Below are 23,914 nucleotides of genomic sequence, written 5' to 3'. Positions count from 1 at the left end.
TGGCAAATGCTATTTACATCCTTATTTTCTTCTTAATCATGCAATTATATTCATAACCTATGCAACTATTTGATTGGATCGTACTTATTGTTACTCTTTTATTCATTGTTGGATATGGTTCCTGGAAAACAAAAGGAAGTAAAAATGTTGAAGACTTTATTTTAGGAAACAACGAAACTCCATGGTATACCGTGGGACTTTCTGTAATGGCGACACAGGCAAGTGCCATTACTTTTTTGTCTACTCCCGGGCAAGCTTACCATGACGGAATGGGTTTTATACAATTCTATTTTGGATTGCCCATTGCAATGATTGTCATCTGTATGACTTTTATTCCTTTATATCATAAAAATAAGGTTTACACCGCTTACGAATTTCTTGAAAAACGTTTTGATGTAAAAACCCGTTCTCTTGCAGCAATTCTTTTTTTGGTGCAAAGAGGCTTAGGAACCGGACTTACCATTTATGCTCCGGCCATTATTTTGTCGGCATTATTGGGTTGGAATCTGACTTTTATGAATATTGTAATTGGTCTTTTGGTTATTATATACACCTTTTCCGGTGGAACAAAAGCAGTAAACGTAACACAGAAACAGCAAATGTTTGTGATTATGTCGGGAATGTTTATCACTTTTTTCCTGATTTTGCACTATCTGCCAAATGATATGACTTTTACAAGTGCCATGCATATTGCGGGTGCCAATGATAAAATGAATATTGTAGATTTCTCTTTTAATCCCGAAGAAAAGTATACAATCTGGAGCGGAATTACCGGAGGTTTTTTCCTTGCACTTGCCTATTTTGGAACTGACCAATCTCAAGTTGGACGTTATTTATCCGGAAAATCAGTAAAAGAAAGCCAAATGGGATTAATCATGAACGGACTTTTAAAAGTTCCGATGCAGTTCTTTATTTTATTGACCGGAGTTATGGTTTTTGTATTTTTTCAATTCAATCCTGTTCCTTTAAATTTTAATCCGAATAATAAAACGATTGTCGAAAAATCGGTTTTTAAAGAAGAATATCATGTTCTGGAGCATAAACTGGAAAAACTTTCAGAAGATAAAAAAGTAATCAATTTATTGTACATCGATCAGCTGAATCAGGATTTTGACAATCCGATTTTGCGTAAAGAATTAGTCGCTTTATCAAACAAAGAAAAAGACCTGCGCGACAAAGCAAAAGAAATTATTTCTAAAGCCGACAGCAATAGCGAAACCAATGATAAAGATTATGTCTTTTTTCATTTCATTCTGCACTATTTACCAAAAGGTTTAATTGGTTTATTACTTGCCGTTATCATTTCTGCAGCAATGTCATCTACTGCTTCAGGATTAAATGCATTAGCTTCTACAACAGCGATTGACATCTATAAGCGAAATCTAAAAACCGAAAAATCAGAGAAACATTATCTTCATGCAACTAAATTTTTTACATTGTTTTGGGGAATTATAGCCATCCTTTTTGCTTGTGTCGGAACTTTGTTTGAGAACTTAATTCAGCTTGTCAACATTATCGGATCTATTTTTTACGGCACTGTTTTAGGTATATTTCTTGTTGGTTTCTACTTTAGAAAAGTTCAGGCAAAAGCGATGTTTTACAGTGCAATCATTAGTCAGATTACCATTTTCGTCATTTATTATTTCATGATTTATATCTACCCGAGTGGTCAGGAAAAATTAGGTTATTTATGGCTGAATTTTATTGGAGCAATTTTGACTATAGTATTAGCATTTTTGATGCAGATTTTATTTTTTAGAGGAAAATCAGATCACGAGGAAGTAATCTTAGAATAAGCTAATAAAACCCATTGGGTATAATTAAAATAGTATAAATTTTGATGCGAATTAGACAGATTCGTTATCACGAAATCGCGGACAAAAACGGATTTGTATAAAGAATTAAAAAAAATCTGCTTTTGTCCACGTTTTTACGAAGTAAATCCGTTTTATCCGCGTGCTATTTTATTCAAAGGAGTATTTTTAAACATAATTTAATCCAACGAGGCTATAAATAGTATTTCTTTTAAAACGCAGATTCCTAGCCCTGATGGAAGCGACATCCTTTTATGGCGGGGTTCGCCATAAAAGATACAGCGGACAGCAGGAAATAGCTCCAAAAGAATCTATTACACTAATAAAAGTATCATCTTCAAGTATAATTCTCTACAATTTGTAAGTAAAAAATATTATTTTAGTATATTCAAAGACATATTGAGACTAAAAATTTGAAAAGATTAATACTTACAACCCTTTTTTCACAACACATCACTATGAAAGATCAAAAAAAATACAGCAATAAAACCAAAGCTGCTTTTATATTACTTATTGTGATGCTTATTATTTTGTTGGGGAACTTTAATACACTTCAAAATTCTAAAAAAGTAAACGAGAATATCAACGCCATTTTTAATGACAGATTAGTAGTTGCGCACTATATTTTTCAGTATTCTAAGGAACTTCATTTTATAAAAGCTGAAGCCGAAAAACTGGATTTAAGTGACAATATTAAGAAAGACGAGATCGTTAATACGCTTACAATTATCCATAATATTGATGATCTGTATGCCAAAACTGTGTTGACTAATAAAGAGAAAAGCCATTTTGACGCTTTCCTTGCTTCCTGCAAAGAAATCAATACACAAGTTGAAAATAAAAACTGGGGAAAGATTGCTTATTCAAGCGCTCAGGCTCTTAAAACCTTAGAATCGTTATCACAAATTCAGATTGAAGAAGGCAAAGCAAAACTAGCTGCTGCCAATGCCATGTATAATAAAAACAACAGTTTAGGACAGCTCCAAATTGCCTTACTTATCATTTTGGGAGCGATTACTTTTTACCTTTTAATTGTAAAAAAAATAAAAAGATCGATAAAGATTCCGGAGCCGCCTAGCCTTAATTAATATATTATTCTTTATTTAAGTTTTCTTTCTTCTTCTGTAATAGAAAGATCGTTTATACTTGCAAATCTTTTTTGCATTAAACCGTTTGCATCAAATTCCCAGTTTTCGTTTCCGTAGGCTCGAAACCAGTTTCCGTCAATATCCTGATATTCATATTCAAATCGTACAGCGATTCGGTTTTCTGTATGAGCCCAGTATTCTTTTTTAAGTTTATAGTTTTTCTCTTTATTCCATTTTTGAGTTAAAAACTGAACAATCTCTTCACGTCCGTTTACAAACTTATCTCTGTTTCGCCATTCACTATTTACCGTATAGGCTTTTGAAACTCGTTCGGGATCCTGACTGTTCCAGGCGTCTTCTGCTAATTGAATTTTTTCTAATGCCGTTTCATACGTGAAAGGAGGCAATGGTAATTTCTGTTCCATTTTTATAAATTTAAAGTTTCAATAATTTTTCTGGTTTGCATAATAAGCTGATTTGATTTAAACAACTGACTTTCGATAATGCAACTCTCAAAAAGCAGGTATATATGATCCGACAAAAGCGAATCGCTAATAATCTCAGCAAAATAATTCCGTAAATCATTTTTATGACTCTGGATCACGTTGAGAATCTTCACATTATCAGATTCAATCTCTGATAAGATATTCAGAAAACTACATCCTCTGAAATTCTCCTTTTCATTCATATAAATCAAAAAATCTAACGAAGCCGTAACCTTTGCTTTGGAGTTTTTCTCTTTTGAAGTGAATTTTTGCAATTCATCAAACCAAAAATCATGTCGCTGATTTAAAAATGCAACGCACAAATCTTCCTTAGACTTAAAATGCTGATAAAAGCTTGCTTTAGCCACTTTCGCTTCTTCTATAATCTGGTTAATGCCCGTTGCGTTGTAGCCTTGTCTATGAAATAAGGTAAATGTTTTTTCTAAAATTCGTTCTCTCGGTGCCATATCTATTCGTAATTACATTGCAAATATAAATAATTTCAAAACACAAACAGACAAGTCTGTCTATTTATTTCACTAAAAAAAATCCAAACTCCAAAACAAACGCTTTGGAATTTGGATTTTATAAGTTTTGAAATTTATAATTCAAACAAGAATTATTATCTACTCCACTCCGCAATACTGTCTTTATTCATTTTTACATAATCCTGATTGTTTGCAGTCTCAGCAGCAGCCAAGGAAGCTTTTGCAGTTTCAACTGCTCCTTTTTTATCACCTTGTTTTGCCTGAATCAATGATTTAAGTCTTAAGATAAAATAAGGTTTATCAGTACTCATGTCTAAAGATTTATCAACATAAGTTCTTGCTGTTTCAATATTTCCGTTTGATTGAAATAAATATTGAGCTGCTGCAAAATAATCATTTGCAGTTGGACCCGCTAACGTTTTTTCGATACTTGCTACAGCCATTTTTGCTGTTGGAACTTCAAATTTTAAAGCTACATGAGAGTTTTCCCAAGACATTTCCAAATAACCATAATTTGGATCTAAACCGTTAATTCCGATCGTGAAAGTCTCAACCGGTGTTGGTAATGCATTTTCTTTAACCGTAGTTCTTAAAGCAACGTATGCATCGCTCCAGTTTTCTGGTAATCCCCAATTGTCTGTAGAAAGATAAAAAATTACCTCCCAGCTTTCGATTTTTGGAATAGTGTAAATCGCGTATTTTCCTTTTTTCAACGTTTTTCCGTCGATAACAACATCATCACTAAAGTTAATGATTGTATTTTCGTTTGCACCAGTTCTCCAAAGTTTTCCAAATGGAACTAAATTTCCAAAAACCGCTCTTCCACGTGCTCCCGGTCTTGAGTAAGTAACTTCAACATCCGTTAAACCAACCGTTTGTTTGATATATCCTTTTGGACTCGCTTGTGGTGTTTTTACTTGCGCTTCAGAGACAAAAGGCGCTATTATAAGGGCTAATGCAATAAGTATTTTTTTCATATTAGGATTTTGTTTATTTTGTTCAAATTTACAAATTCAAACAGCGAACAAATGTTAAATTTTATATAATTCAAGTATCTAGCTGTGATATTTTTACAGCATTTAATTCTGAAAAATGATCAATTACTAAATCCGCTTCAGATAAGTCCTGTAATTTTGAATGTTGGCTTTTATAACCCACACAATATATTCCAGCGGCTTTTGCTGCTTTTACTCCATTTGTGCTGTCTTCAATAATAATACTCTCCTCTTTTGGAGCAATTGATAATGAAGCGGCATGAATAAAAATTGCCGGATTTGGTTTTGACTGTGGAAAATCTTCTCCGCTTACAATATGCGAGAAATACTGATGCAGATTGAATCTTGTAAAAACACGGTCAATTGTAACCTTAGAAGCAGACGAAGCTAAAATTAACTGAATGCCATTTGCATACAAATCTTTAATTAAATCTTCAACACCTTCCAGTAAAAACAAATCTGCTTTGGTATCGAATGCATCATTAAAAATATTTCTTTTTCTCTGAATTAAATCTTCAACTTCCTGATCAATTACAGGGAAAATTTCTTTTAATGTCTGAAAAGTATTTCGCGTCGAAAATCCTGTAAACGTAGTGTACATTTCTTCCGGAACTTCAATATTTAATTCTGAAAATTGCTTGTAATACGAATAACGGTGAACGGGTTCTGTATCTACAATTACACCGTCCATATCAAAAATTACTGTTTTTATCATTTTTTTTTAAGGTTCTAAGGTTCTAAGGTTCTGAGATGCTAAGGTTCTAAGGCTCTTAGCTCCAATCTTAGAAGCTTAGTACCTTAGAACCTTAGTACCTTTATTTAGTAAGCAAATATCTAATCACTGTTTCTGCGGCATGAAGACCAAATAAACCAGGCATGTAGCTGTTTGTTCCGTAGAACGATTTTTTAAAGTTTTTACCATCAGTTAACTTCAGACTTTTTTCATCCTGAATTTCAGAAGAGAAAACAACTTTCAGTTTGTTAATTTTCATGGTTCTTAATCGTTTACGAATTGTTTTAGAAAAATAACAGTTAACGGTTTTAGAAATATCTGCAACTTTTACTTTAGATGCCAACATCTTTCCTCCTGCTCCCATGCTACTTATAATCTTAACTCTTTTGCGTTTGGCTGCAATAATTAAGTTCAGTTTTGGCGTAATACTATCAATGCAATCCAATACATAATCAAACTCTGGAGAAACAATTTCAAAAGCGCGTTCCGGAGATAAAAATTCCTGTACACGAGTTAGTTTTAATTCCGGATTAATATCCATTAAACGATCTCCAACAATTTTAATTTTTGGTTCCCCAACAGTAGAATGCAAAGCCGGCAATTGTCTGTTAATATTGGTAATATCAACTACGTCACCATCTACAATGGTCATATTTCCAACTCCAGCTCTCGCTAAAAATTCAGCTGCAAATGATCCTACACCACCTAATCCAACTACTAATACATTTGCATTTTGTAAATTTTGCAATCCTTCTTTTGTAAATAAAAGCTCGGCTCTTTCTGTCCACTCTGCCATATAATCTTTTTTTGTTATTTTTTGTTTTTCAGGTTTAAAGGTTTCAAGTTTCAGGTTTGTGAATCTTAAAATTATCCCCAAACTAGTTTACTTTTCACCTTTCACATTTTACATTTTTCTACCTTTCAAATACAATTTTGTAATTACTTGAAATAATAGCCTTTAATTCACTTATTTCTATATTTTTATATTCAGCTGCTAAATTATAAACCTCCTGAATATTCTCTTCTATTGTATCAGTCTCTAAAAAGAAACGATCGTTTGGAATATCCTGAAAAACAGTTTTCAAATCTGGATTTTTTAATAGATATTTTCCAAACGAAATATAAAATCCTGCTTTAATTAATTGTTCCGCAATTTGTTTATTTTTTGAAAAACCATGAATAATCATCGGAACTGTAATATTCATTTTCTTCTTAATTGCTATCACTTCCTGAAAAGCAGCAACACAATGAATAACTACTGGCTTGTTGTATTTTTGAGCTAATTCTAATTGTTTTTCAAAAACGATAACTTGTTGATCTAAAGGGATCTCAATACGTTTATCTAAACCACATTCCCCAATTGCTAAACAATTCTTAGTTTGTAGTTTTTCTTCAATAATTTTCAGTTCTAAATCAGTTTGATCCTCTTTAATATACCAAGGGTGAATTCCGATAGAATAATAAGCAATTGTTGCATCAAACTCCAACGGATATTGATTGACCAATTCTAATACATTAGATTGATTTGTAAACTGATGTGTATGAAAATTAAAGAATTCCATTAATGAAAAGCTTTTACTCCTGCTTTGATTTCGATATTCAAATCATTTTCTAAAGGAACCAACGGACAAGAATACTTGTGATTATAAGCGCAGTATGGGTTATATGCCTGATTAAAATCGACTACAATTGTATTTCCTTTTGGGATTTTAAGATCGATATATCTTCCTCCTATATAACTTTCTTTACCTGAGGTTAAATCAGAAAAAGGTAAAAACAAATGATCTTTGTATTCCTTTTGTTTTGAAAGTTCAATATTTCTATAAACATTCAACTTCATCTGAACTCCATTTATACTGAAATAGATCGTTCCGTATTTGATATATTTTGGCGTTCTTGTTCCTGTAGTTTTCATTTCGAAAACTTTCTCATTTTTTGCCTTTTCAAATTTTGCATTCACAAAATATTTGTCACTTATTGGGTAAAAATCTAATGTTTTAAAAGTTTTTAAATCTTCTTCCATAAGCGGACTTGTCTTAGCGTCAGCATATTCAGAATTAATTTGTTTCTGAAATTTCTGTGCATCAGCAGGACTGAACTTTTTCTGACAAAAGCCATAGTTAAAAATCATCAGAACAATAAGTACAATAGATTTTTTCATCTTTGAAATTTTATGCAAAAATAGTTTAAAAGTAATAAAGCAGCAACCGCAATTCGTGACAAAGTTTCCTAACTTTGTTGCAAATAAGATAATTTATAATGCTCAAAACTGCCTTTAGCCATTACATCAACAATTTTCGCGGATTTTCAAGAGAAATTTGGATACTTGCCATCGTTACTTTTATTAATCGTGCGGGAACAATGGTGCTTCCTTTTCTATCTAAATATTTAAAAGAAGACTTGCATTTTACTTACAATCAAGTAGGTTGGATAATGGTGGCTTTTGGTTTAGGGTCTATGTTAGGTTCATGGCTGGGCGGTAAACTATCAGATAAAATTGGTTTTTACAAAATCATGATTTTTAGTTTATTCACTAGTGGAGTTTCGCTTTTTTTCGTGCAATATATTACTACGTTTTGGGCGCTTTGCGGTGCCATGTTTGTCTTAATGACGATTGCAGATATGTTTAGACCCGCAATGTTTGTTTCTTTGGGTGCTTATGCGAAACCAGAAAACAGAACACGTGCCCTGACTCTTGTGCGTCTTGCCGTAAATTTAGGTTTTGCAGCCGGGCCCGCGCTTGGAGGTTTAATCATTATGGGAATTGGATATTCCGGTTTGTTTTGGGTTGATGGAGCTTCATGTATTATTTCTATTTCCATTTTTGCTTTATTGGTGAAAGAAAAGAAAAAAGCAATTCATGATGATAAAAATGAAAGTGCGGGAGATATAAAATCAGTGTTTCATGATAAAATCTTTTGGGTTTTCTTATTTGTAAGTTTTGTAACTGCGATGATTTTCTTTCAGCTTTTTACGACTCTGCCTTTATATCATAATGAGAAATTTGGTTTGAGCGAATTTCAGACCGGATTATTAATGACCTTAAACGGACTCTTAATTTTTGCTTTGGAAATGCCAACAGTTGGTTTTATGGAGCGAAAAGGCTTTCCTAAAATCAGAATTATTATTCTTGGGTCTTCTGTAATGGCGCTGAGTTTCTTTTTATTGCTAATTAATGTTTGGGCAGGAATACTGGTTATAAGTATGATTTGTATTTCGATAGGCGAAATTTTAACCTTCCCTTTTTCTAATGCTTTTGCTTTAAGTCGTGCTCCAAAAGGTCAGGAAGGCCGTTATATGGCCTTGTATACCATGAGTTTTAGTTTAGCGCATATTATAAGCTCAAAATTAGGGTTCGAAATTATTACACGTATGGGCTATCAGACCAACTGGTTTTTTATGGCCAGTATTGGTGTAATTGCAACGCTTTGTTGTTTATGGATTAAAAAAGCGCTGGTACGCGAAAAAATATCTTAAAGTTTATTTTATTATAAATATTTAATTTTCAATTCATTACATTTGAATTGAATTGCTTTTTCATGCCCAATTCTGACTTCAAACTTAAAAAATAGTTAAATAACTACTTTTATAGTTGCGTAACTATAAAAATAGTTGTAGGTTTGAATTAAAATTAGAAAACATGCAAAAGTTAACCAACAAAGAAGAAGAAATCATGCAGATTTTATGGAAGCTTAAAAAAGCATTCGTAAAAGAGATTCAGGCAGAAATTACTGAAGATCAACCGCATTATAACACACTTTCGACTATAGTTCGAAATCTGGAGGAAAAGGGCTTTGTGGCGCATAATGCATTCGGAAATACACATCAGTATTATCCGGTTGTAACTTTAGAAGCGTACAGCAAAAAGTACATGAAAACGGCAATTGATAACTATTTCAATAGTTCGTATAAGAATATGGTTTCATTTTTTGCAAAAGAAGAAAAAATTTCTGCTGCAGAATTACGTGAAATTCTTGCAATGATCGAGAATCCAAAAGAAGAAAAATAGTAGTATGGAAGCACTACTTATTTATATTGCCAAATCTGCAGGTTTAGTTATACTATTTTACTGTGCTTATTATTTTTTACTTCGTAAAGAAACATTCTTCAACAGCAATCGCTGGTTTTTGCTAATCGGTTTAATTACTTCGGTTGTCTTGCCATTTGCTGTTTACACCAAAATTATCTGGGTAAAACCTACTCCTGAAACAAATATCAATTTAGCTGAGATTAGTTCTTTACAAAACATTCAAACCAATAATACAGAGATTAATTGGTGGTTTCTATTGTTACTTATTTACAGTATTGGTTTTATACTACTTTTAATAAAGCTGGGAATGGATTTTTACAGTCTGCACAATGTTTTAAAAGGACAAAAAATCCAACAACAAGCAGATTTCAAATTCGTTGACATAAAAGATAATATCGCGCCTTTCTCCTACTTTGACTATATCGTATACAACTCATCAATGTACACGGCATTAGAATTAGAGAATATTATCGAGCATGAAAAAGTACACAGCGATCAAAATCATACTGTTGATGTTCTTATTTCCCGTGTTTTTTGCCTTCTGTTTTGGTTCAATCCAGTAGTATGGCTTTATAAAAAAGCTATTAGTCAAAATCTGGAATTTATTGCAGATAAAGAAGCATCCAAAAAAATAGCTGATAAAAAAGCATATCAATACACGCTTTTAAAAATTACAACACATGAAAGTTGTGTTGCCATTACCAATCATTTTTATCAATCATTAATCAAAAAACGAATCGTCATGTTAAACAAAAATCAATCAAAAAAAAGAAGTACATGGAAGTACTACATGGTAATTCCTGCTCTTGTTGCGTTTGTGCTTTTATTTCAGATAGAAGTAATTGCAAAGGAGAAAAAAGAGGCACACATTGAGGTTTCTAAAATAAAAACCAAATCTGTTGAACTTTTCAAAATCAATAAAACAACTACAGATGAGGAACTAAAGGTTATTGCAGAAAAATTAAAACAAAACCACAATGTTGATTTTACAATTGCAGAGCTAAAACGAAATTCTCAAAACGAAGTAATTGCATTAAAAGTGCATGCAAAAATTGGCACAGAACAAGAACAGGAATATGAGGTTCTTGGTGACAAAGGAATTAAAGATTGCGGAATCATGATTACTACAAATGATGATGGCTCAAAAAAAATCAGCTTAGTTGCAGGTAATCAAGCTGGCAATCCTAATGACAAAGTGAATAATGTTGAAATAATAAAAGTTCAAAATTCTAAAACTAATGTTAACACTAATTCTAATACTAGCACAAAAACTGATTGCACTGTTAGCACCGTTACTAATACTGTTGTAAGCACTGATGCAAATGGAAACGTAAACACAAATGTTACCGTGACCAATAATGATGGACAACAAACCAAAATAACAAATTCTTTCCCGCTATATGTAGTAAACGGAATGGTAATTGGCCATATAGATCCCGAAAATGCAAATTCCTTAAATTCACTTAATATCAAAACAATGACTATTTTAAAGAACATAGACGCTGTTGCAAAATATGGTGAAGATGCTGTTAATGGAGTAATTATTATTGACACAAAAAAGTAATTGCATTTTAAACTAAAATTACACAAAAGCTAATCAACAAAAAAGAAGAGATTTTAGCCCCAGAATTACGTGAAATACTGGTAATTATCGAAACTCCTCAAGAAGCAAAATAAATATTATGGAAGCACTTTTTATTTTTATCGCCAAATCAAGTTCTTTAATTGCAGTATTTTATTTTGCCTATTATTTTCTGTTGCGTAAAGAAACTTTTTTTAACAGCAATAGATATTTTTTGCTTGCAGGTTTATTAACTGCGGTTATTTTGCCTTTGATAATTTATACTAAAGTAGTGTGGATCGAACCAATTCCCGTTTCATATACTTTACCAGCAAATTATAACCATGTTACATCTTTCAGTCCAAAAATTGTCGAAAATGACACTTTTGAGATCAATTGGTTCTTGGTATCCCTGACTGTTTATACTATTGGTTTTTCTGCATTTCTGATCAAATTTGCCATTGACTTTTATAGCTTAAACAATGTTCTTAAAGGAAAAAAAATAAAACAACAAGAAGATTTTAAATTTATTGATGTAGAAGATAATATTGCACCTTTTTCTTACTTTGATTATATCGTGTACAATTCATCACTGTACAGCGAAACAGAATTACAAAGCATTTTGGAACATGAAAAAGTTCACAGCGATCAACATCATACTATTGATGTAATAATTTCGAGGATTTTCTGCATTCTTTTTTGGTTCAATCCAGTTATCTGGCTGTACAAAAAAGCAATTCTGCAAAATTTGGAATTTATTGCAGACAACGAAGCTTCTAAAAAAATAGCCGACAAAAAAGCGTATCAATACACGTTATTAAAAATCACAACACATGAGACTTGTGTTGCAATCACCAATCATTTTTATCAATCATTAATCAAAAAACGAATTGTCATGTTAAACAAAAATCAATCAAAAAAATGGAATTACTGGAAGTATTATGCTATACTTCCGGCACTTGTTGCTTTTGTACTGTTGTTTCAAATTAAAACCATAGCGCAAGAGAAAAATCAGCCTAAGGAAATTTCTAAAACCAATGATTCAGATGATATTTATAACATTAATAAAAATACAACTGATCAGGAATTAAAAGTAATAGCCGAGAAGCTTAAAAAGAATCATGGTGCAGATGTTGCTGTTTCTAATATAAAGAGAAACTCTAAAAACGAATTAATCGGAATTAAAGTCAGCATTAAAAAAGGAACTAAAGAGGTTCAAACCATTGAAATTGATGATGATAAAGCTATAAAAAGCTTTGGAATTTCTGTTTCAACTCAAAACGGCATCGGAAAAATTGGTGTTGTTACAGATACAGAAAGTGATAAGTCAACTAATTATGAAGATCGTGTAGCAGAAATAGCAAGTTATAATGGCTCGGATAGAATTGCTCCGCCAGTTCCTCCTACGCCACCAGCAACACCAGAATTAGAGCCAGCGCCAGTTGCTCCGGTAATGCCAATATTACCAAAAGACTTACAGCTACCGACTTCGCCAATGTCGCATATGCCAAAACCTCCTGTATTACCAAGAAATACTTCGGATAAACTAGCTATGAAAGATTTTGACAAAAAGATGGCAGAATTTCAAAAAAAAATGGACGCATTTCAACCAAAATTGAATGCTTATCAAGATCAGGTAGAAGACATTATGTCAAAACGTGAACTTGTTTATGATAAAGAAATGGAAAAGTATGAAATCGCTATGGAAAAATTTGGAGCTGAAATGGACAAATATGGCACATATATCGACCAGCAATTTGGAGGAGATTTTGAAAAGAAAATGGAGCAATTTGAAAAAGACATGAAGGTGTATGAGAAGAATATGAAAGCTCACGAAAAAGAAATGCGTAAGATGGAGAAAGAAAGTAAAAAATCATAACCATTTCAAAATCAATAAAATTAAAACCAGTGTAATGTCACTGTTTTTTTTATTTTCAATTAGTTTCATTTTTAGTATTTTTTGTTTCATCAGAATAAATGTGAATTCAACAATTAAATGCTTAAAAAAATCAGAAAAAAACAAAAAAACACAAGCAAATACAACAATACAACAATCTGATTATCAGTATCAAACTTTAAAATAACACTTCTAAATTTGGTTAATGACTTTGCCTTTTGTAAAGTCATTTTTTTTATATCTTTGCATGAAATTAACCTACTATGTATAAATTTTTAGCCAAACTAAATAAAATTCTTTTGCCAAGTTTTACCAAACAAGGCTTAGATATTTCAAAAGCCAAAAAATGGCAAATGGCTATTATTGGCTATCGTGCTTATGTAACTAAACGTGCTTTAGGTTAATTAAATTAGAAAATACTTTTGTCCATTTAGTAGAAAGAGAATATCTTTTTCTACAATCTTCTCATGAAAAATAAAGAAATAAACCTTCCTCCTGTTCCGGCAGTGTTACTAGCAATTATTAGTGTACAATGTGGCGCAGCAATTGCAAAAACGTTATTTCCAACGATCGGAGCTGCAGGTACGGCATCAATGCGAATTGGATTTTCAGCATTAATTTTATTATTAGCTTACAGACCAAACTTAAAAGAAATTACATCAGCACAATGGAAACTTGTTATTCCGTACGGACTAGCTTTGGGAGCAATGAATTTAATTTTTTATTTAGCTATTGAAAGAATTCCAGTTGGCCTGGGAGTAACATTAGAATTTATTGGTCCTCTTGTGGTTGCAATTTTTGGCTCAAAACGTTTAGTTGATTATTGCTGGGTTTTACTTGCTGCAATCGGAATTTTATTAATGGCACCCTGGACAAATAGTCGTTTAGATTCATTAGGTGTTATTTTTGCTCTTTTAGCCGGTGCTCTGTGGGCTGCATACATTGTATTAGGCGGTAAAATTTCTAAAATAATGAATGGTGGTCAAGCTGTTACAATTGGAATGTTGTTTGCCGCTATTCTAATTTTGCCTTTTGGTTTCTTCGAAAACGGACTTGCCAATCTTACTCCAAAATTCTTAGGAATGGGTGTTGCACTCGCCTTTTTATCCAGTGCGGTTCCGTTTACTTTAGAAATGAAAGCCCTTGGTCAGCTTCCTCCACGTACATTTAGTATCTTAATGAGTTTAGAACCAGCTGCAGCTTCTGTTTGCGCTTTTATTTTCTTACAGGAAAGTTTAAGTTTTACTGAAATTTTAGCTGTTCTATGTGTTGTAATTGCTTCAGCCGGAAGTACATTAACAGCAAAAAAATAAAAAAAGCCCTGTATAAATCTGCAAGGCTTCTTCAACAAAGTTATTCTAATTTTGGAGGTGCTTTTATTTTTTAGGAAGCAAAACGGCATCAACTACGTGAATTACTCCATTTGACTGATTTACATCTGCAATTGTTACTTTAGATTTATTTCCATTTTCATCACTGATGTATAAATCCTTACCACTCATCCAGGCTGTTAATGTGCCTCCGCTAACTGTTTTAAGTGTAGCTTTTCCTTTTCCGGCTTTGATTGCTGCGGCAATATCAGACGAATTCATTTTTCCGGCAACAACATGATATGTCAAGATAGTTTGAAGCATTTTTTTATTCTCTGGTTTCAATAAGGATTCAACTGTGCCTTTTGGTAATTTATCAAACGCTTCATTAGTTGGAGCAAAAACGGTAAATGGTCCTTTCCCTTGTAATGTTTCAACTAAATCTGCCGCTTTTACTGCTGCAACCAATGTTGTATGATCTTTAGAATTTACAGCATTTTCAATAATATTTTTATTCGGATACATTGCAGCCCCACCTACCATTACAGATTTTTGTGCATTTGATGTAAATACAAACCCTAAAGCTAAAACTGCAACTGCTAAAAATTTTCTAGTTTTCATAATTAATGTTTTTAAGTTATAAGCTCATTTACGGTGATACATTGCTTTCGGTTTTACGAAAAATTAAAATTATTTCAATCATCCTTAAAATATTCTCAAAATCTATTGTTTAATAAGCGTTTAGCGAATAAAATTATTTTCAAACATTTTTAATATTCATTTAAATTTTGTCTCTATTTTATTATTAACTTTAAAATTTAAAACCTGTCAATTATGCAAAATCTACCTAAAAAAGTCAGAAGCAAAAAGTTAAATTCCAGAGTTGATTTAACCGCAATGGTTAGCGTTTCTTTTTTGTTGATTATATTTTTTATGGTTGTTGAGGAATTATCGAAGCCAAAAACTCTAGCTTTAAGTTTACCAGATTATGATAGATATACATGCGGAAGGGTTATTAGTTGTGGCGGTGAAGATCGATCTTACACAATTTTGCTTGGAGATGATAACAAATTAATTTGTTACAAAGGATTATTAGCTTATCCAAAAGTTGCACCAAAAGATTTAACATATGGCAAGGACGGAATTAGAAAAGAGCTTTTTAAGGAAAATAAAATCACCCTCAATTATTCCGCGCAATTAGGAAAAGCAGGAAGAGGGATTGCAGTAATTATCAAACCTAGTAAAAAATGTAATTTTAAAAATCTAGTTGATATTTTAGACGAAATGGCAATTACAGGAATTGAAACTTATGCTATAGTCCCTGAATTCACTCCAGAAGAAACAAAATTACTAGCTTCAAATTAATTTTAAGAAGTATTATTTTCAAAAGAGTTGTCGACTCTGCTCGAACTGACAAACTTTGAACTTGAAACCAAAATAGAACAAAAAAAGTCCCACAGCGATGTGGGACTTTTTATTTATATTTTAATGAATTTTATACTTGAACTACCTTTGTCAGATTTTACTTTTATAAAATAATTCCCTGATTTAAGTTTCGATATATCAATATTTGTAGTCGATTTTGCATTTGGAATTGCAATTACCAATTGACCTAAAATGTCATAAATTTCAAATGATTGCACTTCTATATTCTGGTTCTGCGAAATATTTAAAAACTGATTTGCCGGATTTGGATATAAACTTAAATATTTGGAAAAATTGAAATCTTCAGTTGATAAAGTAGTTTTAAATGTTGAAGTCGCCTTATTTGTCAAAATAGGAAAATTATAATCAAAATAAATGTTAGCATCGTTAGTAAACGTATCTCCAACCACTAATGTTGGTTTTGTCTTTATTTTGAAAGCAACGTAACCGTCATTGCTCGCATCATCAAAAGGAAGATTTATTCCTTCAAAAATAAATTCTACTTTGTTCCCTTCCGAAATTTTAGTTATAAAAGGATGACTAGAACTTGTTGTAATTAATGATGAAATATCAAATTTCGATAAATCAATCATATCTTTTACAACAATATTTTGTGCCATATAAGTTCCTGTATTTTCAAAACGAATCATGTAATGCACATACTCCCCTATTAATTTTGAAGTAATCACCGAACCTTCTAGACACGTTTTATCATTTGGATCGTAAGAACCTACAACAGTCTGATTTAAAGCAAATGTATTATCTAAAGGAGTTTCATCATTGTCTTGCGATGAGATAACGGCAGTGAATTTTAGAATATCTCCATTATTTACTGCAGGTGTACTTGTTGGGGAATTTACTTTTACCGTTAAAAGCATTTCTTTAGATTCATATGGTTTCAGACTTCCAAAATTCCATAATAGGTTATTTGTCGCTTGCGAAGATGTCGCTGGATTTGCTGAAATTACATCCAAAACAGAGTCATCAAAAGTTAGATTTACTGTTCCAGATTGCACTACATTTCCTTTATTCGTATAAATAAGTTTGTAAGTCGCATTAAAACCAGGTCTGGCTGGATTGATTGGTAAAACAGCTATTTCTAAATCTGAATGTATACCATTTGGTGTAATACAAAAATTTTGATTCAACGGACTTGTCTGTGATGGAAAGTCAACATTTACAACTGATGGTGTAATCGAAAAATAAGTAGGATTTTCCAAAACAGGAGTTATAGAATGTGTTCCTGTAGGTAAGGCAATAGAATAATTATTTCCATTGGCTATATAACTTGAAGTGTCAGTTCCGTTAGATATATTAAGCTTTAAATTTGGCAAACTTAAATCTTGAGTATCACAACCGTTATTATCTGCGTCTATTTTATTATCCCCTGAAACAATAAAATATTGCCCAACTGGATTAAATGAGCAATAGGCATTTACACTACAGTTGGTATACCCATAATTATTTAAAAGACTTTGAACTTGCGATAATTGGCTTTCATCTGCACAAACATATACTAAATTTGGATTTTCAGAAAAATTTAAATTTTTAACTTCGTTACTGCCATTTCTTATATACAAAAAGTTAAGTCCATTGTTAGAGCAGTTAAGCTCTTCCAATTTACCTAAATCGCTTACATCCAGCATTTTCAATTGGTTATAAGAACACTCCAATTTTGTTAGACTTTCTAATTGCGTTAAATCTAAAGCCGTAAGCTTATTATTTATACATCTAAAACCTTTAAGCTTTGGCAATCCATTTACATTTAAATATTGCAATTGATTACTACTGCAATTTACATATTCCAATTTTTGCAAACCATTTAAGTTTAACGATGAAATAGCATTTCCGTCACAATAAAGTTCAATAAGATTGGTTGAACCATTTACATTAAGGTTCATTAATTGATTAGAATGACACAGTAAATAACCTAGATTAGTTAATCCGCTAAGATCTAATTGTAATAATTTATTATAATGGCAGGATATTGAGGTAAGACTTGTAGATCCATTTACCTTTAGAGATGTCAACAAATTGCCAGCACAATCTAAAGTTTTTAATTTTAACAAGTTGCTAGCATCCAAAGTTATTAGTTGGTTATTATTACATGTTGCAGCTTCTAAATTTATTAAACCGCTTAAATTCAACGATTCTACTTTATTATTAGCGCACCAAAGAGTTTTTAAATTAATCGCGCCATTAATACTTAATTGAGTTAGATTTTTATTGTCATTACATTGAAGATAATTTAAATTTGACAATCCATCGAGAATTAAAGTCTTAATATTAGAATTATCAAGATTGAAATACGTTACACTTTGAATATTAGAATAATTTAAATAATCAAGTTTAGTCAATAAATTAAAATTAATTGAATTATTGATTGGATTATTACTGCAATTTAAATACTGGAGATTGGTAAAATATTGCAGTCCTTGCAAAGAACTAATGTTCTGGTTGCTAATATCTAAAAAATTTAAACTTAAAGCTTCACTAACTTCTATTTGAAAATTAGAGTTTGTATCGACATTAAGCGTCATTAATTTCATCTTAAGATTACTATCTGGAATATCTATAATTTGGGCATTTCCAAGATTAAAAAAACATAATGCTAAAATTAAAAAGTAAAGTTTTTTCATATGTGGTATTTTCATACAAAAATAACTTTTTAAGATAATAACACAACTTTATTTGTTAAAACTTCTTAAAATAAAAAGTATAAAGCAAAAAAAAGTCCCACTTTGCGGTGGGACTTTCTATTTTAAATCTTAATGAATTTCATACTTGAGCTACCTTTGTCTGATTTTACCTTTATAAAGTAATTACCGGTTTTTAGCTTAGAAACATCAATATTCGAAGTTGTTTTTGCGTTTGGAATCGCAATTACTAATTGACCTAAAATATCGTAAATCTCAAAAGATTGTATTTCAATATTCACGTTTGATGTAATATTAAGCTCGTTATTTGTCGGATTTGGATACAATGTAAGGTACTTTGAAAATTCAAAATCCTGAATTCCCAATGTTTTAAATGTAGAAGTTGCTTTATTGGTTAAAATCGGGAAATTATAATCAAAGTAAATATTTGCTTCGTTTGTAAAAGAATCTCCCACAACAAGTGTTGGTTTGGTTCTGATTTTAAAAGCTACATAGCCATCATTATTTGCATCATTAAAAGGAAGATTGATGTTTTCGAATATAAATTCAACTTTGTTTCCTTCTGAAATTTTAGTTACAAAAGAATGGCTCGAACTTGTTGGAGTTAAAGTTAAAATATCAAATTTTGACAGATCGATCATATCTTTTACTACAATGTTTTGTGCCGGATATGTTCCGGTATTTTCAAAACGAATCATGTAATGTACATATTCACCAATTAAACTTGGTGTAATAACAGAACCTTCTAAACATGTTTTGTCATTAGGGTCTAGTGACCCTAAAACAGTCTGATTTAAGTTGAAAATATTATCTAATGGCGTTGTATCAGTCTTCTCTGAAGAAATTGATGCGACAAATTTTAAAACATCACCATTGTTAACAGAAGGAACATCTGTGGGTTTGTTGGTTTTTAAATTAAATATTATTTCTCTTCTTTCAAATGGTTGAAGATCAATAAAATCCCATTCTATATTATTTATAGATCTTTTATTAAAAGTAGGATTTGAAGAAACATAGTCTAATAATGCATCATCAAAAGTTAACTTAATTAAACCAGATTGCGTCATTGTGCCTTTATTATTGTAAACTAATTTATATTTAGCACTAAACCCTGGACGCGCAGCTTCAACAGGAATCAGAGTTATCTCTAAATCAGGGTATAAACCATTTGCGGCAATACAAAAATCCTGAGTAAGAGAACCATTTACTACAGAAAAAGTTGCATTAATGCTTGATGGGTTTACAGTATAATAATTTGGATTCTCTAACTGTGGTGTAATTACATAACTTCCCGCGGCTAGAGACATGGAATAAGAACCCAGGCTATTAGATATCAGGTTTCCGTCTATAGAATTCCCTTTTACAGAAAATTTCAAATTTGGAAAAATAATATCCCCCGCATCGCACCCATTTGCATTCTCATCATATTTACTTGTTCCGTATAGAGAATAAAAATCACCTCCTGGAACGAAAGAACAATAACTATTCACATTACAATTTGTATACCCAAGTTGATTCACTAGATCTTGAATTGTTTTCAGCTTAAAATCGTCAGTACAAATATATTTTAGATTAGGACATTTAGTTAAATCTAAATACAACCGTTTATCCGGCGATCCATTTTTTAATGATATATTAATTAAATCTGAATTTGTATCTAAATCCAAAGTTGTCAGTTTCTTAAATTGACTGACATCCGCTGATATTAATTTATTATTGTATAAAACTAAAACTTCAAGGTTTGGACAATTTGTTATATCGAATTCCTGCAGCAAATTGTTTTCAGCTTGAATAGAAGCTAATTTTGGCAACTCAGTTAACTTAAATAATGTTAGTTGATTACCTGCAACTCCTAAATACTCAAGCTTCAATAAATTACTTAAAGCGATAGAACTAATTTTGTTATAATTTAGTCCTAGTGATTGCAGATTATCTAATCCAGTAGATTCAAATGAAGTAATTTGATTTGCAGCACAATATAAATTTTTAAGTTTAGGTAAATTTCCAAATTTTATTGTTTGTAATTTGTTACTAGCACAATCAAGCATTTCAAGATTAATCAAATTACTTATATCTAAAAATGTAAGCTCGCTATTATTACAAATTACCGATGTAAGACTTACTAAATCGTTTATATTTAAAGAAGTAAGTTTTGTTTCACTACAGGTTAATAATTTAAGATTAGTTAATCCTCTCAAATCCAAAGCAGACAGCGAGTAATTGGTTTCACAATTAACTTCTGTAAGTTTTGTTGAAGAAGTCAAATCTAAACCACTAATATAATTGTATGAACAGTTTAAGATAGTGAGTTTTGTTTGATTCCCTGTGAACAACGAAGTAATTTTGTTATTATTACAAATTAAGGTTTCTAGTTTTATCAAAGTAGTTATATCAAGACTCGAAATCCTGTGTTTGTAGCAAATTAATGTTTTAAGATTCGTAAATTTAGCTATCCCGTCTAATGAAAAGATAAATCCATTAGCGCCATCACCATGAACATCTATATAGCTAATTTGCAGAGCTTCACTCTCCTGTATTTCGCCATCATTATTAGAATCTATTTTAATTACATTTCCATTTAAGTCTTTAATGACTGCAGTGTTATTAATTATTCCTGGAGTTCTTAATAACATATTCTTAAAACGCGTGTCCGGAATATTTACAATTTGGGCATGTAAACCGTTAAAAAAGCATAAAACTGTAACTAAAAAGTAGAGTTTTTTCATAAGTCGTATTTTCATACAAAAATAGCTTTTTGAGATAATAACACAACTTTATTTGTTAAAACTTCTTAAAATAAAAAGTATAAAACAAAAAAAGTCCCACATTTCTGTGGGACTTTCTATTTAGAGGAAACTAAGAATTATTTTTTCTCAGTTTTTTCCATTTTAGCTTTTAATGCAGCTAATACATCATTGTTATCTCCTAAAGTTGCAGCTGGTGCATTAGTAGAAGAGTTAGATGAAGTATTTTCAGTTGCAGCTTTCACGTTTTTCTCTTCTTCTTCTCTGAAGATAGCAGTGTGAGAAGCAACTACTCTTTTGAATTCTTTGTTGAATTCGATTACTTTGAAATCAGCAGTATCACCTTTTTTCAATTTCTTTCCGTCTTCTTTTTCAAGGTGACGAGTTGGAATGAAAGCAACGATATCATCTCCGAATTCTACAGTAGCTCCTTTGTCAACGATTTCAGAAATCTCACCGTTGTGGATAGTTCCTACAGCGAAAGAATCTTCGTATTGATCCCAAGGATTAGCAGTAGTTTGTTTGTGACCTAAAGATAATTTACGTCCTTCAACATCTAATTCTAATACAACTACATCAAGTTTCTCACCAACATTTACAAATTCAGATGGGTGTTTGATTTTCTTAGTCCAAGAAAGGTCAGAAATGTAGATTAATCCATCAATTCCTTCTTCTAATTCTACGAAAATACCAAAGTTTGTAAAGTTTCTAACGATACCTGTATGTTTAGAACCTACTGGGTATTTAGAAGTAATATCAGTCCATGGATCTTGAGTCAATTGTTTGATACCTAATGACATCTTACGATCGTCTCTGTCTAAAGTTAAGATAACTGCCTCAACAACATCTCCAACTTTCACGAAGTCCTGAGCAGAACGTAAGTGAGTAGACCATGACATTTCAGAAACGTGGATTAAACCTTCAACACCTTCAGCAACTTCGATAAATGCACCGTAATCAGCGATTACAACTACTTTACCTTTTACTTTATCACCAATAGTTAAATTAGCATCTAAAGCATCCCATGGGTGAGCGTTTAATTGTTTCAATCCTAATTGAATTCTTGTTTTCTCATCATCGAAATCAAGGATTACAACGTTTAATTTTTGGTCTAATTCAAGAACTTCACTTGGGTGGTTGATTCTACTCCAAGAAAGGTCAGTAATGTGAATTAATCCGTCAACACCACCTAAGTCAATGAACACACCATAAGAAGTAATGTTTTTAACAACACCTTCTAATACTTGTCCTTTTTGTAATTGACCGATGATTTCTTTTTTCTGTACTTCAATATCAGCCTCGATAAGCGCTTTGTGAGATACAACAACGTTTTTGAATTCGTGGTTGATTTTTACCACTTTGAATTCCATCATTTTGTTTACATATACATCGTAGTCTCTAATTGGCTTAACGTCAATTTGAGATCCTGGTAAGAACGCCTCGATACCGAATACGTCAACGATCATACCTCCTTTAGTTCTACATTTAACAAAACCATTAACGATTTCTCCAGTTTCATTAGCTGCAATAACTCTATCCCAAGATTTGATAGTACGTGCTTTTCTGTGAGATAATACTAATTGACCTGTTTTGTCCTCACGGATGTCGATTAATACTTCTACTTTGTCACCTACTTTTAAGTTTGGGTTGTAACGGAATTCGTTTAAAGAAATAACACCTTCAGATTTAGCATTGATATCAACGATAACGTCTCTATCTGTAATTCTAACAACAACTCCTTCAACTACTTCTTCTTGATCTGTAGCGATGAAAGTTTTTGATACTAGTTCTTCAAACTCTAATAAGTTTTTCTCATCTACTGCATCAATTCCTTCTTGGAAGTTATGCCAGTTAAAATTTGCTAAAAACTCTTCTTGTGATTTTAATTGTTCAGACATGCTGATAAAAAATTTGTATTCTGTTTTTCTCAAGTTTCTCTATGCGATAGAAAATACAGAAGTTGTTTTACATAAATGGTTGATTCCTAATGGAAACTCTTCTCTGCCAAAAGGACTGCAAAATTAATACATTTTTCTGAATTTACAAAACAAAAGCCCAATGATTATCAATATCATAATTAGAAGCAGAAGATTTAAGGTTTTTCAACAAGTAACGTCCCGCTATCCGTTATAATCTTTTGTGTCTCGTTCATAAAACGAGACACAAAAGGATTTTCACTTCTATCGGGGCTAGATTAGACGTTTTGTTTTCATAAGACCAAAATTGACAAACCCAAAAGGGTCTAAAACCTACTAGAATGTATTTTCAAAATTCAATTTAACACAACCTATCCGTTAACCGGACTGAAGTCCGGCCCTACAATATAAATCAAGCTAAAGCTCTTTTCTTAGTTCCGAAGGAACAAAATATATTGTAGAGCTGGACTTCAGTCCAGTTTAAATAAAGAATTACAATTATGAGAAATTTAGAAAAACCAAATTTCTATTTATATGAAACGACAAACCCGACAGGCTTTTAAAACCTACACGATTTACTTATAGCATTCAACTCAACCCATCCGCCAACCGGACTGAAGTCCGGCCCTACAATATAAATCGAACTAAAGCTCTTTTCTTAGTTCCGAAGGAACAAAATATATTGTAGAGCTGGACTTCAGTCCAGTTTAAATAAAGAATTACAATTATGAGAAATTTAGAAAAACCAAATTTCTATTTATATGAAACGAC

At 31.7% G+C, this 23,914-nt stretch carries 20 protein-coding genes; 9 read left to right on the top strand and 11 right to left on the bottom strand.

Translation table 11 applies throughout. From position 1 onward, the window contains the following. Positions 1-59: 59 nt before the first annotated feature. Together KHA98_RS07270 and KHA98_RS07265 are read left to right on the top strand one after the other, a co-directional pair. Positions 60-1,796 (top strand): sodium:solute symporter, encoded by a 1,737-nt coding sequence (locus tag KHA98_RS07270; protein WP_213256803.1) that lies wholly within the window; start codon positions 60-62, stop codon positions 1,794-1,796. Between the two features lie 476 nt (positions 1,797-2,272). Beyond that, positions 2,273-2,902 carry an MCP four helix bundle domain-containing protein gene (locus KHA98_RS07265; protein WP_213256801.1) on the top strand — a complete coding sequence of 210 codons (630 nt, stop codon included), beginning with the start codon at positions 2,273-2,275 and terminating at the stop codon, positions 2,900-2,902. Between the two features lie 11 nt (positions 2,903-2,913). Here the strand turns inward: KHA98_RS07265 and KHA98_RS07260 are convergent, their stop codons facing one another. From KHA98_RS07260 to KHA98_RS07230, 7 genes are all read right to left on the bottom strand, one after another. Continuing rightward, entirely contained in the window at positions 2,914-3,327 is a 414-nt protein-coding gene (locus KHA98_RS07260; protein WP_213256799.1) for a nuclear transport factor 2 family protein, read from the bottom strand. 2 nt (positions 3,328-3,329) lie between these two features. Next, entirely contained in the window at positions 3,330-3,854 is a 525-nt protein-coding gene (locus tag KHA98_RS07255; protein WP_213256798.1) for a TetR/AcrR family transcriptional regulator, read from the bottom strand. Between the two features lie 155 nt (positions 3,855-4,009). Then, positions 4,010-4,852 (bottom strand): DUF2911 domain-containing protein, encoded by an 843-nt coding sequence (locus tag KHA98_RS07250; RefSeq protein ID WP_213256796.1) that lies wholly within the window; start codon positions 4,850-4,852, stop codon positions 4,010-4,012. 70 nt (positions 4,853-4,922) lie between these two features. After that, positions 4,923-5,585, bottom strand: coding sequence for an HAD family hydrolase (locus tag KHA98_RS07245; protein ID WP_213256794.1), 663 nt, complete (start codon positions 5,583-5,585; stop codon positions 4,923-4,925). Between the two features lie 100 nt (positions 5,586-5,685). Then, a complete protein-coding gene (locus tag KHA98_RS07240; protein ID WP_213256792.1) occupies positions 5,686-6,399 on the bottom strand; it encodes a tRNA threonylcarbamoyladenosine dehydratase in 714 nt (237 codons plus the stop codon). A 118-nt stretch (positions 6,400-6,517) separates the two neighbouring features. Next, a complete protein-coding gene (locus KHA98_RS07235) occupies positions 6,518-7,165 on the bottom strand; it encodes a TatD family hydrolase (RefSeq protein ID WP_213256790.1) in 648 nt (215 codons plus the stop codon). Beyond that, positions 7,165-7,764, bottom strand: a complete 600-nt coding sequence (locus tag KHA98_RS07230; protein ID WP_213256788.1) for a DUF1684 domain-containing protein — start codon at positions 7,762-7,764, stop codon at positions 7,165-7,167. The genes KHA98_RS07235 and KHA98_RS07230 overlap by 1 nt, the downstream gene beginning before the upstream one ends. A 98-nt stretch (positions 7,765-7,862) precedes the next feature. On the opposite strand from KHA98_RS07230, the gene KHA98_RS07225 reads away from it, so the two are divergent. The 6 genes from KHA98_RS07225 to KHA98_RS07200 all read left to right on the top strand — a co-directional run bounded on the left by KHA98_RS07225 (position 7,863) and on the right by KHA98_RS07200 (position 14,404). Then, entirely contained in the window at positions 7,863-9,080 is a 1,218-nt protein-coding gene (locus KHA98_RS07225; protein ID WP_213256786.1) for an MDR family MFS transporter, read from the top strand. A 163-nt stretch (positions 9,081-9,243) separates the two neighbouring features. After that, complete coding sequence (locus KHA98_RS07220; protein WP_213256784.1) at positions 9,244-9,612, top strand: BlaI/MecI/CopY family transcriptional regulator; 369 nt, start codon at positions 9,244-9,246, stop codon at positions 9,610-9,612. A gap of 4 nt (positions 9,613-9,616) precedes the next feature. Then, positions 9,617-11,197, top strand: a complete 1,581-nt coding sequence (locus KHA98_RS07215; protein ID WP_213256782.1) for a M56 family metallopeptidase — start codon at positions 9,617-9,619, stop codon at positions 11,195-11,197. A gap of 118 nt (positions 11,198-11,315) precedes the next feature. Beyond that, positions 11,316-13,073: a M56 family metallopeptidase gene (locus tag KHA98_RS07210; protein ID WP_213256780.1), complete on the top strand. Its 1,758-nt coding sequence runs from the start codon at positions 11,316-11,318 to the stop codon at positions 13,071-13,073. A 281-nt stretch (positions 13,074-13,354) separates the two neighbouring features. Continuing rightward, the gene (locus tag KHA98_RS07205) at positions 13,355-13,495 is read left to right on the top strand and encodes an SsrA-binding protein (protein WP_213256778.1); all 141 of its coding nucleotides are present in this window, start codon (positions 13,355-13,357) and stop codon (positions 13,493-13,495) included. A 63-nt stretch (positions 13,496-13,558) separates the two neighbouring features. Continuing rightward, positions 13,559-14,404 carry an EamA family transporter gene (locus KHA98_RS07200; RefSeq protein WP_213256776.1) on the top strand — a complete coding sequence of 282 codons (846 nt, stop codon included), beginning with the start codon at positions 13,559-13,561 and terminating at the stop codon, positions 14,402-14,404. 63 nt (positions 14,405-14,467) lie between these two features. On the opposite strand, the gene KHA98_RS07195 is transcribed toward KHA98_RS07200, so the two are convergent. Beyond that, positions 14,468-15,022 carry a fasciclin domain-containing protein gene (locus tag KHA98_RS07195; RefSeq protein ID WP_213256774.1) on the bottom strand — a complete coding sequence of 185 codons (555 nt, stop codon included), beginning with the start codon at positions 15,020-15,022 and terminating at the stop codon, positions 14,468-14,470. A gap of 213 nt (positions 15,023-15,235) precedes the next feature. Between KHA98_RS07195 and KHA98_RS07190 the strand changes: the two genes are divergently transcribed. Next, positions 15,236-15,766, top strand: coding sequence for a biopolymer transporter ExbD (locus KHA98_RS07190; RefSeq protein ID WP_213256772.1), 531 nt, complete (start codon positions 15,236-15,238; stop codon positions 15,764-15,766). A 113-nt stretch (positions 15,767-15,879) separates the two neighbouring features. On the opposite strand, the gene KHA98_RS07185 is transcribed toward KHA98_RS07190, so the two are convergent. The 3 genes from KHA98_RS07185 to rpsA all read right to left on the bottom strand — a co-directional run bounded on the left by KHA98_RS07185 (position 15,880) and on the right by rpsA (position 23,125). Further along, entirely contained in the window at positions 15,880-18,480 is a 2,601-nt protein-coding gene (locus KHA98_RS07185; RefSeq protein WP_246522215.1) for a DUF7619 domain-containing protein, read from the bottom strand. 107 nt (positions 18,481-18,587) lie between these two features. Further along, positions 18,588-21,209, bottom strand: coding sequence for a DUF7619 domain-containing protein (locus KHA98_RS07180; RefSeq protein ID WP_213256770.1), 2,622 nt, complete (start codon positions 21,207-21,209; stop codon positions 18,588-18,590). 137 nt (positions 21,210-21,346) lie between these two features. Further along, on the bottom strand, positions 21,347-23,125 hold the full coding sequence (gene rpsA, locus KHA98_RS07175; RefSeq protein WP_213256767.1) for a 30S ribosomal protein S1: 1,779 nt from the start codon (positions 23,123-23,125) through the stop codon (positions 21,347-21,349). Between the last annotated feature and the right edge of the window lie 789 nt (positions 23,126-23,914).

This window comes from Flavobacterium branchiicola (assembly GCF_018383905.1).
GTDB lineage: Bacteria > Bacteroidota > Bacteroidia > Flavobacteriales > Flavobacteriaceae > Flavobacterium > Flavobacterium branchiicola.
The sequence above is the reverse complement of the archived record's forward strand: the minus strand, read 5'-3'. Positions and strand labels throughout refer to the sequence as shown.